Source organism: Variovorax ginsengisoli (genome assembly GCF_030486595.1).
In the GTDB taxonomy this organism is placed as follows: Bacteria; Pseudomonadota; Gammaproteobacteria; order Burkholderiales; family Burkholderiaceae_C; genus Variovorax; species Variovorax ginsengisoli_B.
The window spans coordinates 1-13,164 of the sequence record NZ_JAUJZH010000052.1 but is presented as its reverse complement, the minus strand read 5'-3'; the positions used below and the strand labels follow the sequence as shown (position 1 = coordinate 13,164).

Here is a 13,164-nt window from a genome sequence, read left to right as displayed (position 1 = left end):
CCATCGCGGGCTGCACCACCACCATCTCCCCATGCCGACTCCGCAACAGATCGATCGCTTCACGCTGGCCTTTCACCGGCAGGCGATCGCGCGCCTGAGGGGGGACGCGCGCTTGCTCGAGCAAGCACGCGGCACGTTGCAGAGATGGCGGCAGCAGCGCGGGGAGACTCGTTCGGATGCCTACCTCGATCAATGGGCGAGGCTGCTGGAAGGTGGAGTGGATGAAGTCGAGCGCGCCGTTTGTGCTGAAGATGAGCGGGCCGCGACCTTGCGAAATGCGTCGCCGCTGGGGTTCGTCCTCTCGCCCAAAGAGCGCGAGGAAGTGCGGCGCGCTTCGGGACTCTGAACCATGCAGCTGACCGAACTGGAGCATGTGCTGCGCGCGGCTGCGGACATCACGAAAGAGAAATCTTTCGTGCTGGTCGGCAGCCAGGCCATCCTGTTGCTCCTGGACACGATTCCTCCCTCGTTGCTGGTGTCGACGGAACTCGATCTCTACCCCGCCATGCATCCCGAGAAGGCCGACCTGATCGATGGCGCGATCGGGGCGTTGTCGATGTTCCACGACACGCACGGTTTTCATGCCGATGGTGTGGGCCCGGAAACGGCGGTGATGCCGCCGGATTGGCAACAACGGCAAACGCTTCACTATCTGGGCGACCTCACCGCAATCTGCCCCGAGATCCATGACCTTGCCGTCTCCAAGTGCGTGGCAGGCCGCGACAAGGATGCCGACTATGTGCGTACGCTTCTAGCGCACGGCCTGATCGATCCAGCCGTGTTGTATGCGCGCATTCGGTTGCTGGACGCTGGCCGCTACCCCGTTCAGCATGTGGTCGAATGGGCCGAGCGCCGTGCGCTGGAAGCCCTGAAGGACATCCCCTCACCATGAAACTCGTCATCCTCGACCGCAACGGCTCCCTCAACGTCCACCGCGAGGACTTCGTCAAGAGCGACCTCGAATGGACGCCGCTGCCCGGCGCGCTCGAGGCGGTGGCGCGGCTCAACCATGCGGGCTGGCACGTGGTGATCGCATCCAACCAGTCGGGCCTCGGGCGCGGGCTGTTCGATGTCGCTTCGCTCAACGCGATGCACGCCAAGATGCACAAGATGCTGGCGGCCGTGGGCGGCCGGGTCGATGCGGTGTTCTACTGTCCGCACAGCCCCGACGAAGGCTGCGACTGTCGCAAGCCCAAGCCGGGCCTGTTCCTGCAGATCGGCGAGCGCTACGGCGTCGACCTCGCCAACGTGCCGACCGCGGGCGACAACCTGCGCGACCTGCAGGCCGGCGCGGCCGCGGGCTGCGAGCCGCACCTGCTGCTGACCGGCATGGGCCAGGCCTGCCGCGGCGTGCCGCTGCCCCCCGAATACCCGCCGAACACCCGCGTGCATGACGACCTCGCGGCCTTCGTCGATTTCCTGCTGGAGCGCGAAGCGCGCGCGGCGCTGAAAGTGGCTGTCTGATGGATTTTTTGCGTTCCCTGATCCACGCCCTGTGGATGCTCGTCACCGTGGTCCCCTGGGGGATCATCATGTGCGTCAACTCGCTCTGGAAGCGCGGCATCCCGCTGTACTGGATGGCCGTGACATGGCTCAACTGGGCGATCGGCGGCGCCCGCGTGCTGCTGGGCATTCGAACCCGCGTCACCGGCATGGAGAACCTGCCGACCGACAAGCTGGCCGGCTGCATCCTGCTCGTGAAGCACCAGTCGACCTACGAGACTTTCCTCATGCCCACGCTGATGCCTCACCCGCTGGCCTTCGTGTTCAAGAAGGAACTGATCTACGTGCCCTTTTTCGGCTGGGCGATGGCGCGGCTCGACATGATCCACATCGACCGCAGCCAGCGCACGCAGGCCTTCAACAAGGTCGTGGTGCAGGGCCGCAAGCTGCTCGCGCAGGGGATCTGGATCATCATGTTTCCCGAAGGCACGCGGATTCCGCGCGGCCAGAAGGGCCACTACAAGAGCGGCGGCACGCGGCTGGCCTGCGAGACCGGCGTGCCGGTGGTGCCGATCGCCGTGACCTCGGCCAAGGTCTGGCCGCGCAAAGCCTTCATCAAGCGCCCGGGCGTGGTCGATGTGTCGATCGGTCCGGCCATCTCGAGCGTCGGCCGCAAGCCCGACGAGCTGATGCGCGAGGTCGAGGCCTGGATCGAGGCCGAGATGCACCGGCTCGACCCCGACGCCTATGTGCCGGAAGCCGCGCCTGCGGCGTCGACCACCGCCTGATGGCCTGACCATGCGCGGCCTGCTGCAGTTCACGCTCGACCTGTTCGATGCGTCGATCGACGAACCGGCGCCGCTGCCGGCGCCCGCCGGGCCGCACGCGCCGGCCATCACGCTGGCCGACGCGGTGAGCCCCGCCAGCTTCGTGCACCCGCGCGCCACCCGCGAGGTCACGCTGGGCAATGCCCGTGTCGCCTACGAATTCACCCGCGGCAAGCGGCGCACCATCGGCTTCCTGGTCGGCGCCGAGGGACTGTCGGTGCGGGCGCCGCGCTGGGTGGCACTGCGCGACGTCGATGCCGCCGTCCGGGAAAAAGGCGACTGGATCCTGCGCAAGCTGGCCGAGACCCAGCAGCGCCATGCGCGGCTGGAATCGGCACGCATCGAATGGCAGGACGGCGTCGCTTTCCCGTTCCTCGGCCAGCAAGTCAGGGTCGCGCTCGATCCGCACCATGCCTTCGACGGCGTGGGGGGTGTGCTCGACGCCGGGGCCGAGGGTGGCGGGGCCCCGGTGCTTCGCCTGGCGCTGGCCAAGAACGCCGGCGCGCCACAGATCCGCGACGCCGCACAAGCCTGGTTGATGCGCCAGGCGCGGCGCATCTTCATCGAGCGGCTCGATCATTTCGCGCCGCGCCTGGGCGTGACCTGGAACAAGCTGTCGCTGTCGAACGCCTCGACCCGCTGGGGCAGCGCCAGCGCCGATGGCGCGATCCGGCTGCACTGGCGGCTGGTGCATTTCAGGATGTCGGTGATCGACTACGTGGTGGCCCACGAATTGAGCCACCTGCGCGTGATGGACCACAGCCCGCGCTTCTGGGACACGGTGGAAAGCGTGATGCCCGACTACCAGCAGATGCGCAGGCAGCTCAAGGACGAGCCGGTGCCGCGCTGGTAGGAAGCAAGCCGGCTACCGTGCGTGGGTGACGCCGCCGTCCACCACCAGCGTCGACCCCATCACGTAGTCGCCGGCCCGCGAAGCCAGGTAGATCGCGGCCGCTGCCATGTCCTCGGGCTCGCCGATGCGGCCGGCCGGAATGCGCGCCTTCACCTCTTCACCATGGTCGCGTGCGTCCTTGTTCATGTCCGACGCGAAGGCGCCTGGCGCGATCGCGCTGACCACGATGCGGTCCTGCGCCAGGCGCAGCGCCATGCGGCGCGTGAGCTGGATCAGGCCGGCCTTGCTGGCGGCGTACGAATAGGTTTCCTGCGGATTGACCGAGATGCCGTCGATCGAGGCGATGTTGATGACCTTGGCCAGGTGGTCGGTGGCCGCCTTCTTGAGCATCGGCGTCAGTGCCTGGGTCAGGAAGAAGGGCGTCTTGAGGTTCAGGTCGACCACCTTGTCCCAGCCGCTCTCGGGGAACTCGGCGTAGGGCGCGCCCCAGGCCGCGCCGGCGTTGTTGACCAGGATGTCGAGCGAGCCTTCGTGCTTCGCATAGGCATCGGCCAGCGCTTGCGCGCCCTGCAAGGTCGAGACGTCGGCCGGCAGCGAGACGCAGTGGCCGAAGGCCGACAGCTCCTTGGCGGTCTGGTCGCAGGCCGCGGCCTTGCGCGCCGAGATGTAGACGCGGGCGCCCTGGGCCAGGAAGCCCTCGGCGATCATCCGGCCGATGCCGCGCGAGCCGCCGGTGATGAGCGCGGTGCGGCCCTTGAGCGAGAAGAGTTGGGTGGTGTCCATGCGGTGTGTCTCCTGGGTGTTCGGTGCGGGTGCCGGACGATGCGGCTTTCGCGAGCTTAGTGCGGCCCGGCGTCGGCGGGCGTCACCTTGGCGCCAGTTCAGGCCGGCAAGGCGAGCGAACGCAGGCTCGTGAATCGCCGCTCGGCGCCGGTCATCGGGTCGACGAAGGAGATCTCGCGCGCCAGCAGCTGCAGCGGATGGTCGATGTCGTCGCTGCCTTCCGGCAACAGCACCGGGTAGATCGCATCGTTGCGGATCGGCATGCCGAGCGCTGCGCAGTGCACCCGCAGCTGGTGGCGGCGGCCGGTGAACGGCGACAGGCCGAGGCGCGCCCAGTCGCCGCGTGCCTCCAGCAGCTCGAAGTGGGTCTCGGCATTGGGCTCGCCGGCGACCTCGGCCATGCGCATGAAATGCTGGTCGGGCGCGAGCCGGCTGTGGCGCACGGCCGGCAGTGCGCGCCCGGCCTGCCAGGGGACGATCGCCTCGTAGCGCTTGTGGACGGCGCGCTCGGCGAACAGCGCGCTGTAGGGGCCGCGCCCTGCCGGCTGCACCGAGAACAGCACGATGCCCGCGGTCTCGCGGTCGATGCGGTGCAGCGGCGCCAGATGGTCGAGCCCGAGCGCCCGCTTGAGCCGCACCAGCAGGCTCTGCTGCACGTACTTGCCGACCGGCGTGACCGGCAGGAAGTGCGGCTTGTCGACCACCAGCAGGTGCGCGTCCTGGTGGATCACCTGCTCCTGGAACGGGATGACGGGCTCGGCGTCGAGCGCGCGGTAGTAGTAGACGCGCAGCCGCGGCTGGTAGGGCCGGGCGTGCGTCACGCGCTGGCCGTGCTCGTCGACGACGTCGCCGGCCTCGATGCGGGCCGCCCAGGTGGCGCGCGGGATGGCCGCGAAGCGCTGGACCAGGAACTCGGCGATGGTCGGCCAGTTGCCGTCCTCGGGCAGCGCGACGCAGCTCGGGCCGACGCCGTCGCGCACGGGCAGCGGCAGCGCGGCCATGTCAGGTTCCCAGGGCGGCGGCGATCTCGTCGAACAGCGGCCGCCCGGCGGGATCGTCGTCGAGGCAGCGTGCCTGGAGGCCGGCCAGCAGCGCCCCCGTGGCCGCATCGGGCGCCTCGCAGCGCGCGGCCAATTCCTCCAGCAGGCAGCCGAAGGCGCGCGCCTCGGTGCGCTGCAGCGCCTGCGACTGCGACGCATCGTCGCGCGGCAGGAACGAGGCGGCGCCGAAATCGCCGAGCAGGGCGTCGCCCCGGCCATTCCAGAGAATGTTGTGGCCGTAGAGATCGCCATGCAGGATGCCGTGCGCATGCAGCCGCGCGATCGCCGAAGCGATGCCGCGTGCCATGTGCAGGGCCGTCTCGGCCGACCAGCGGGCGTCATCGCCATAGACATCGCGGGTGCACGATGCGAGGCTCGGCGGGCCGGCCAGGTTGCGGAAGCTCGGGTCGACCAGCTCGAGCACCAGGCCGGCGCTGGCGTCGGGATGGTGGGCGACCCGGCCCAGCACCGGGATCAGCCCCGGATGAGGCCCTGCCGCCAGGCAGGCCGCCATCTCGCTGTGCGGCCAGCCGTCGCTGGTCACGGCGCCCTTGAAAAGCTTGACCGCGACCGGCCGGAGGCTGCCGTCCGGCTGCCGCCAAGCGGCTTGGTGGATCACGCCGGAGGCGCCTTCGCCGAGCTTGTGCTGCAGCGAGAGCGACGCCCAGTCGATGGCCCGGGTCGGTTGCGCATCCATCGCCATCGCCTCGGGCGCTTCGTCGAAGGGATTGCCCGCGAAGGCCAGCCAGGACAGGCGCGGCAGCGAGAGCAGCCAGCCCGGCAGGGCCTCGAAGCGGTTCGCCGACATACGCACCAGCTCGAGCGCCCGGCAGGCCGCCATCGATTTCGGCAGCGCCTGCAGGCGATTACCGGCGAGCATGAGTTTCTGCAGCCGCGCGCGCGCGCCGAGTTCGGCCGGCAGGGCGTCGATCCGGTTGTCGGTCAGGATCAGCCAGCGCAGCAAGGGCGGCAGCGCCGCTGCCGGCACCCGCGAGATCTGATTGGCCTTGAAGGCCACCATCTCGAGCCGGGGGCATTGGCCGACGGCTTCGGGCAGTTCGGTGAACTGGTTGTCGGAACAGAAGAGCACGCGCAGCCGGTGCAGCCGGTGCAGGTCGTGCGGCAGCGTGCGCAGCGCGTTGCCGGAGAGGTTGAGCACCTCGAGCGAGTCCGCCAGCGCGAAGACCTCGGGCGGCAGCTCGGTCAGGCCGCAGCAGAGGTCGAGCCGCTGCGCCCCGGCCATCTCGCCCGCGCGCAGCCGACCCAGCGTTGCGTTCATGGAGCACCTTCGCGCAGCAGCGCTTCGGTATTCGCCTTGGGAGCGGCCCGGCGGCTCATGCCAGCGCGCCGAACCGGTAGATGCCATCGTCGCCGAGCCGGCGGCGCAGCTGGCCGGAGAACCACAGCAGGTGCAGGTGGGCCACGGTCTCGCCCATCGCGAAGGTCATCTGGTGCAGGTCGAGCGCGCGCTTGAACAGGATCGGCAGGCCCTCGGCGGCGCTGTGCGGGCGGGCCAGGCAGGCTTCCAGAAGCTCGGCCAGGCGGTCGCGGTGATGCTCCTGCAGTTGCTCGACGCGGCGATGGATGCCGGTGAAGGGCTTGCCGTGCGAAGGCAGGCCCAGGGTGTCGACCGGCAGCGCCTTGAAGCGCTCGATGCTGTCGAGGAACAGTCGCAGCGCATTCGCTTCGGGCTCGCCCGCGTGCACGCTCACGTTGGTCGAGATTCGCGGCAGCATCATGTCGCCGCCGAGCAGCACGTTGAGTTCTTCGCAGTAGAGCGCGATGTGCTCGGGGGCATGGCCGTAGCCGCTGATGCAGCGCCAGGCGCGGCCGCCGATCATGACGTCGTCGCCGTCGAGCATGCGCACGAAGCTGGCCGGCACCGACGGCACCATATTGGCGTAGTAGCTGGTGCGGGCGCGGATCTTGGCGACTGCCTCGGGGTCGGTCAGGCCGTGCGAGGCGAAGAAGTCGGCCGCCGCGTCGCCGCCGGCCAGCGTGTCGCCGGCGGTGGTGAGCACGCGCGCGACGTGGTAGTCGGTCGAACTGATCCAGAGCGGCGCCTTCCAGCGGTCGCAGAGCCAGTGCGCCAGGCCGATGTGGTCGGGGTGCATGTGGGTCACGATGACGCGCAGGATCGGCAGCCCCTGGAGCTGCGTCTCGAAGATCTGCTCCCATTGCGCGCGGGCCGCGTCATGCGAGATGCAGCAGTCGACCACGCTCCAGCCTTCGACGCCGTCGATGCTGTCGCGCAGCAGCCAGAGATTGATGTGGTCGAGCGCGAAGGGCAGCGCCATGCGGATCCAGCGGATGCCGGGCGCCACTTCGACCGTCTGGCCGGGCGCCGGCAGGGTGTCGCCGAGGGGGTAGTGGAGTTCGCGTTCGAGAAGGTTCATGTACGATTGACGTTAACGTAAACGTCATGGCTTTGAGCCGACATTGTAGGCAGTGCCGCCCGACCTTGCTGTCGCCCACGCTCCGACCCATTTTTCATGCCTTCGCAGACCTTCACCATCGGCGAACTCGCCAAGGAGTTCGACCTCACCACCCGGGCGATCCGCTTCTACGAGGACATGGGCCTGCTGGCGCCGCGCCGGGCCGGACTGCAGCGAATCTACACTTCGCGCGACCGGGCCCGGCTGACGTTGACACTGCGGGCCAAGCGGCTCGGGCTGAAGCTGACCGAGGCGCGCGAGATACTCGACATGTACGACAGCCCGCGCGACACCGCTGTGCAGCTGGAGCGTTTCCTCGGCGTGCTCGGCGCCCACCGCGAGCAGCTCGAAGCCCAGCTGGCCGAGCTGCAGGCGAACCTGGACGAGGTCCGGGCCCAGGAAAAGCAGGCCCGGGCGGCGCTGGCGCGCGCATCGAAGCCGAAAGCGCGCTGAGCCCTGCCGATAGCATTCCCCCAACCCTTTCAACACGAAAAAGACCATGGAAAACAAGCCCGACTCCCTCGAGGACCTGTTCGCACACAACCGCGCCTGGTCGTCGCGCATGGAGCGCGACCGGCCCGGCTTCTTCACCAGCCTGGTGAAGCAGCAGACCCCCAAGTACATGTGGATCGGCTGCTCCGACAGCCGGGTGCCCGCGAACCAGATCACCGGCCTCGAGCCGGGCGAGGTCTTCGTGCACCGCAACGTCGCCAACATCGTGGTGCATTCCGACCTCAACGCGCTGTCGGCGATCCAGTTCGCGGTCGAGCGGCTCAAGGTCCAGCACATCATGGTGGTCGGCCACTACGGCTGCTCCGGCGTGCAGGCGGCGCTCGAAGGCGCGCGCATCGGCATCGCCGACAACTGGCTGCGCCACATCCAGGACGTGCGCGACCGCCACCACGTGATGCTCGACAGCCTGCCCGAGTCCGCGCGCGCCAATGCCCTGTGCGAGCTGAACGTGGCGGAGCAGGTGGTCAACGTGGCCGTCAGCACCGTCATGCAGGACGCCTGGAGCCGCAACCAGTCGGTCACGATCCACGGCTGGGCCTTCGGCGTGCACGACGGACTCATCCAGGACCTGGAGCTCACCGTCGACGGCACCAAGCCGATGGAGAACCAGTACCGCGCCGCCGTGCAGCGCATCCGCTACAAGTGGAGCAAGCCGGTGGATACGGGCACGTCCGAATACATCAAGTAGTCCGGTACCGGCCATGTTCCCGCAGCGCCTCGATTCGCCGCTCGCCTATGACATCGCCCGGGCGATGCGCGACGGCTTCGATAGGCACTATCGGCTCTTCCGCGCCGAGTCGGCGCGCGCCAAGCACCGCTTCGAGACCGCCGACTGGCACGGCCAGCAGCGGGCCCAGCGCGAGCGGATCGAGTTCTACGACCTGCGGGTCGGCGAGGCGGTGGCACGGCTCGAGAAGGAATTCAAGGCCGGCGAGCAGCCGATGGAGGTCTGGCACCAGATCAAGCTGCACTTCATCGGCCTGCTGGTCGACCACCACCAGCCGGAACTGGCCGAGACCTTCTTCAATTCGGTCACGACCAAGATCCTGCACCGGGCCTATTTCCAGAACGATTTCATCTTCGTGCGGCCGGCGATCAGCACCGAGTACATCGAGCCGCGCGACGCGCCGACCTACCGCGCCTACTACCCCGAACGCGAAACGCTGGCCGACACGGTCGAGCGGATGCTCGAGGACTACGCGCTGCAAGGGCGCTATGCCGACCGGCGCCGCGATGCCGAACGCGTGGCGGCCGCGATTCTCGGACGCTTCCACCAGGTCAAGCTGCGCGCCAATTTCCAGCTGCAGGTGCTGTCGGGGCTGTTCTACCGCAACAAGGGCGCCTACGTGGTCGGCAAGATCAACAACGGCTTCATCGAGATGCCGTTCGCGCTGCCGATCCTGCACGACGCGGAGGGCCGGTTCCATGTCGACGCCGCGCTGTTCGGCGAGGAAGACCTGCAGATGCTGTTCAGCTTCGCGCGGGCCTACTTCATGGTGGACATGGAGGTGCCTTCGGCCTACGTGCAGTTCCTGCGCTCGCTGATGCCGCGCAAGCCGCGCGCCGAGATCTACAACGCGCTCGGCCTGGCCAAGCAGGGCAAGACGCTGTTCTATCGCGACTTCCTCTACCACCTCAACTATTCCACCGACCGGTTCCGCATCGCGCCGGGCATCAAGGGCATGGTGATGCTGGTGTTCGACCTGCCGTCGTTTCCGTACGTGTTCAAGGTCATCAAGGACTTCTTCCCGCCGCAGAAGGACACCACGCGCGAGCAGGTCAAGCGCAAGTACCTGCTCGTGAAGCAGCACGACCGCGTGGGGCGGATGGCCGACACGCTGGAGTACAGCGACGTCGGCTTTCCGTTCGACCGCTTCGAGCCCGAGCTGATCGAGGAAATCCGCAAGTTCGCGCCGAGCCAGCTCGAGATCGGCGACCGCGACGGCAACGGGGAAATGGAGATCGTGGTCAAGCACGTCTACATCGAGCGCCGCATGATCCCGCTGAACCTCTTCCTGCAGGAGTCCTTCGACCTGCTGGCGCAGCCCGAGCACGCGCGGCGCGCGAGCAAGCAACTGGAGCACGCGGTGATCGAGTACGGCAATGCGATCAAGGACATGGTGGCGGCCAACATCTTCCCGGGCGACATGCTCTGGAAGAACTTCGGCCTCACGCGCGGCGGCAAGGTGGTGTTCTACGACTATGACGAGATCGAATACCTCACCGACTGCAATTTCCGCAAGGTGCCGGCGCCGCGCAACGAAGAGGACGAGATGAGCGGCGAGGTCTGGTATTCGGTCGGCCCGAAGGACGTCTTCCCGGAGACCTTCGAGCCCTTCCTGCTCGGCAACCCGGCGGTGCGCGAGGCCTTCATGGCCCACCATGCCGACCTGCTCGACGCCGCCTTCTGGCAGAGCCACAAGCAGCGCATCCAGGCCGGGCAGATGCTGGACGTCTTTCCCTACGACGAGTCGCTGCGCTTCAAGCACGACAACGCCACCCCCTATTTCTGATTTCTGACTGACAACCACTGAAGGAGCAAATCCATGAGCGAATCGATCGTGATCGTCGGCGCCGCCCGCACCCCGATGGGCGGCTTCCAGGGCGACTTCTCATCCCTCTCGGCGCATGACCTCGGCGGCGTCGCCATCAAGGCGGCGGTCGAGCGCGCCGGCATCCCGGCCGACAGCGTCGGCGAGGTGCTGTTCGGCAACTGCCTGATGGCCGGCCAGGGCCAGGCGCCGGCGCGCCAGGCGGCCTACAAGGGCGGCCTGCCCGACAGCGCGGGCGCGGTCACGCTCAGCAAGATGTGCGGCTCGGCCATGAAGGCCGCGATGCTGGCGCACGACATGCTGCTGGCAGGCACCCACGAGGTCATGGTGGCCGGCGGCATGGAGAGCATGACCAACGCGCCCTACCTGATGCTCAAGGGCCGCGGCGGCTACCGCATGGGCCACGACCGCATCTTCGACCACATGATGCTCGACGGCCTGGAAGACGCCTACCAGCCGGGGCGCTCGATGGGCACCTTCGGCGAGGACTGCGCGGCCAAGTACAAGTTCACGCGCGAGCAGCAGGATGCCTTCGCGATCGCCAGCGTCGAGCGCGCCAAGGCGGCGACCAGCTCCGGCGCCTTCAAGGCCGAGATCGCCGCGGTCACAGTCAAGGGCCGCGGCGGCGACACCGTGATCGAGATCGACGAGGGTCCGGGCAAGGTCAAGCTCGACAAGATCCCGACGCTCAAGCCGGCCTTCAAGAAGGACGGCGGCACCATCACCGCGGCGTCGAGCTCGTCGATCAACGACGGCGCTGCGGCGCTGGTGATGATGACCGGCAGCGGCGCCAAGAAGAACGGCGCGAAGCCGATTGCCCGCATCGTCGCCCACGCCACGCATGCGCAGCAGCCCGAGTGGTTCTCCACCGCCCCGGTGGGCGCGGTCGCCAAGCTGTTCAAGAAGACCGGCTGGAGCGTCAAGGACGTCGACCTGTGGGAGGTCAACGAGGCTTTCGCGGTGGTGCCGATGGCGCTGATGCACGAGCTGGGCGTGTCGCACGACATCGTCAACGTCCACGGCGGCGCCTGCGCGCTGGGCCACCCGATCGGTGCCAGCGGCGCGCGCATCATGGTGACGCTGATCCATGCGCTGCAGCAGCGCGGCAAGAAGCGCGGCGTCGCGACCTTGTGCATCGGTGGCGGCGAAGGCACGGCGGTGGCGATCGAGCTGGTCTGACGCGCCTTCCTAGAATCACTTTTCTTCTTTTTCGGAGTTCCTTTTCGATGCCTTCGGTTTTCCCCCGCAGCGCGCTGGCCGCGCTGCTCGCCACCGCCTTCGTCGCACCCGCCGCCTGGAGCCAGACCCGCGACCAGGCACTGTTCGCTGCCGCCACGGCTGAAAAGCCCGCCGTCATCAAGACGCTCGAGACGCTGGTCAACATCGAGACCGGCACCGGTGACGGCGACGGCATGGCCTCGGCCGGCAGCTACCTCGAGACCGAGCTCAAGGCGCTGGGCTTCACGGTCACGCGCAGCAAGTCGACCGGCATCGTGGTCGGCGACAACATCGTCGGCAAGCTGAAGGGCAAGGGCGGCAAGAACCTGCTGCTGCTCTCGCACATGGACACGGTCTACCTCAAGGGCATCCTCGCCAAGGCGCCGTTCCGCGTCGAAGGCGACAAGGCCTACGGCCCCGGCATCGCCGACGACAAGGGCGGCAACGCGGTCGTCGTGCATACGCTCAAGCTGCTCAAGGACCGCGGTTTCAAGGACTTCGGCACGATCACGGTGCTGTTCAACACCGACGAGGAAAAGGGCTCCTTCGGCTCGCGCGACCTGATCCAGGAAGAGGCGGCCAAGGCCGACTACGTGCTGTCGTTCGAGCCCACCGGCGCCGGCAAGGAAGACCTCTCGCTCGGCACCTCGGGCATCGCCTATGTCCAGGTCAACATCACGGGCAAGGCCTCGCATGCCGGCGCGGCGCCCGAGCTCGGCGTCAATTCGCTGGTCGAGGCTTCCGATCTGGTGCTGCGCACGATGGACATCGACGACAAGGCCAAGGGCCTGCGCTTCAACTGGACCATCGGCAAGGCCGGCGCGGTGTCCAACATCATCCCGGCCAGCGCCACGCTGAATGCCGACGTGCGCTACGCGAAGAACGAGGACTTCGATGCCGCGATGAAGACGCTCGAGCACAAGGCGCAGCAGAAGAAGCTGCCGGAGGCCGAGGTCAAGGTGCTCGTCACGCGCGGCCGTCCGGCCTTCAACGCGGGCGAGGGCGGCCGCAAGCTCGTCGACAAGGCGGTGGGCTACTACAAGGAGGCGGGCGGCGAGCTTGCCATCGTCGAGCGCACCGGCGGCGGCACCGACGCCGCCTATGCCGCGCTGGCAGGCAAGCCGGTCATCGAAAGCCTGGGCCTGCCCGGCTTCGGCTACCACAGCGACAAGGCCGAGTACGTGGACACCAGCGCGATCCCGCGCCGGCTGTACATGGCCAGCAAGCTGATCATGGACCTCGGCCAAGGAAAGTAAGGAAGCCATCATGCTGCTCAGCGCCGACCAGGAAGCCATCCGCGACGCCGTGCGCGCCTTTGCGCAGGCTGAACTCTGGCCCCACGCGCCGCAATGGGACCGCGACCACAGCTTTCCCAAGGCCGCGCACGAAGGCCTGGCGGCGCTCGGCGCCTACGGCATCTGCGTGCCCGAGGAAGACGGCGGCGCCGGGCTCGACTACCTGACGCTGGCGCTGGTGCTGGAAGAAATCGCGGCCGGCGAC

General features: G+C 68.1%; 15 protein-coding genes. 11 read left to right on the top strand and 4 right to left on the bottom strand.

Annotated elements, in window-relative coordinates; translation table 11 throughout:
- The first annotated feature begins 31 nt into the window (after window positions 1-31).
- From QZH52_RS37245 to QZH52_RS37225, 5 genes are read left to right on the top strand one after another with little or no spacing between them, the layout of a single operon-like run.
- Window positions 32-346, top strand: coding sequence for a hypothetical protein (locus QZH52_RS37245; RefSeq protein WP_301816310.1), 315 nt, complete (start codon window positions 32-34; stop codon window positions 344-346).
- 3 nt (window positions 347-349) lie between these two features.
- Entirely contained in the window at window positions 350-892 is a 543-nt protein-coding gene (locus QZH52_RS37240) for a DUF6036 family nucleotidyltransferase (protein ID WP_286534888.1), read from the top strand.
- Entirely contained in the window at window positions 889-1,464 is a 576-nt protein-coding gene (gene gmhB, locus QZH52_RS37235) for a D-glycero-beta-D-manno-heptose 1,7-bisphosphate 7-phosphatase (RefSeq protein WP_286529498.1), read from the top strand. The genes QZH52_RS37240 and gmhB overlap by 4 nt, the downstream gene beginning before the upstream one ends.
- On the top strand, window positions 1,464-2,231 hold the full coding sequence (locus QZH52_RS37230; RefSeq protein WP_286529499.1) for a lysophospholipid acyltransferase family protein: 768 nt from the start codon (window positions 1,464-1,466) through the stop codon (window positions 2,229-2,231). The genes gmhB and QZH52_RS37230 overlap by 1 nt, the downstream gene beginning before the upstream one ends.
- A 10-nt stretch (window positions 2,232-2,241) precedes the next feature.
- On the top strand, window positions 2,242-3,123 hold the full coding sequence (locus QZH52_RS37225; protein WP_301816309.1) for a M48 family metallopeptidase: 882 nt from the start codon (window positions 2,242-2,244) through the stop codon (window positions 3,121-3,123).
- 12 nt (window positions 3,124-3,135) lie between these two features.
- Here QZH52_RS37225 and QZH52_RS37220 read toward each other — a convergent pair whose 3' ends face one another.
- From QZH52_RS37220 to QZH52_RS37205, 4 genes are all read right to left on the bottom strand, one after another.
- Window positions 3,136-3,906 (bottom strand): SDR family oxidoreductase, encoded by a 771-nt coding sequence (locus tag QZH52_RS37220; protein ID WP_301816308.1) that lies wholly within the window; start codon window positions 3,904-3,906, stop codon window positions 3,136-3,138.
- A gap of 98 nt (window positions 3,907-4,004) precedes the next feature.
- Window positions 4,005-4,907: a pseudouridine synthase gene (locus QZH52_RS37215; protein ID WP_301816307.1), complete on the bottom strand. Its 903-nt coding sequence runs from the start codon at window positions 4,905-4,907 to the stop codon at window positions 4,005-4,007.
- Between the two features lies 1 nt (window position 4,908).
- Window positions 4,909-6,225, bottom strand: coding sequence for a leucine-rich repeat-containing protein kinase family protein (locus QZH52_RS37210; RefSeq protein ID WP_301816306.1), 1,317 nt, complete (start codon window positions 6,223-6,225; stop codon window positions 4,909-4,911).
- Between the two features lie 55 nt (window positions 6,226-6,280).
- Complete coding sequence (locus tag QZH52_RS37205) at window positions 6,281-7,342, bottom strand: MBL fold metallo-hydrolase (RefSeq protein ID WP_301816305.1); 1,062 nt, start codon at window positions 7,340-7,342, stop codon at window positions 6,281-6,283.
- A 96-nt stretch (window positions 7,343-7,438) separates the two neighbouring features.
- On the opposite strand from QZH52_RS37205, the gene QZH52_RS37200 reads away from it, so the two are divergent.
- The 6 genes from QZH52_RS37200 to QZH52_RS37175 all read left to right on the top strand — a co-directional run.
- On the top strand, window positions 7,439-7,834 hold the full coding sequence (locus tag QZH52_RS37200; protein ID WP_286534881.1) for a MerR family transcriptional regulator: 396 nt from the start codon (window positions 7,439-7,441) through the stop codon (window positions 7,832-7,834).
- Between the two features lie 46 nt (window positions 7,835-7,880).
- Complete coding sequence (gene can, locus QZH52_RS37195) at window positions 7,881-8,582, top strand: carbonate dehydratase (RefSeq protein WP_301816304.1); 702 nt, start codon at window positions 7,881-7,883, stop codon at window positions 8,580-8,582.
- Window positions 8,583-8,595: 13 nt separating this feature from the next.
- Window positions 8,596-10,407 carry a bifunctional isocitrate dehydrogenase kinase/phosphatase gene (aceK, locus tag QZH52_RS37190; RefSeq protein WP_301816303.1) on the top strand — a complete coding sequence of 604 codons (1,812 nt, stop codon included), beginning with the start codon at window positions 8,596-8,598 and terminating at the stop codon, window positions 10,405-10,407.
- Window positions 10,408-10,440: 33 nt separating this feature from the next.
- Window positions 10,441-11,625 carry an acetyl-CoA C-acyltransferase gene (locus QZH52_RS37185; protein WP_286534878.1) on the top strand — a complete coding sequence of 395 codons (1,185 nt, stop codon included), beginning with the start codon at window positions 10,441-10,443 and terminating at the stop codon, window positions 11,623-11,625.
- A 47-nt stretch (window positions 11,626-11,672) separates the two neighbouring features.
- The gene (locus tag QZH52_RS37180; RefSeq protein ID WP_301816302.1) at window positions 11,673-12,920 is read left to right on the top strand and encodes a glutamate carboxypeptidase; all 1,248 of its coding nucleotides are present in this window, start codon (window positions 11,673-11,675) and stop codon (window positions 12,918-12,920) included.
- A gap of 10 nt (window positions 12,921-12,930) precedes the next feature.
- Window positions 12,931-13,164, top strand: a 234-nt coding sequence (locus QZH52_RS37175; RefSeq protein WP_301816301.1) for an acyl-CoA dehydrogenase family protein, incomplete at its 3' end; no start/stop codon positions are given.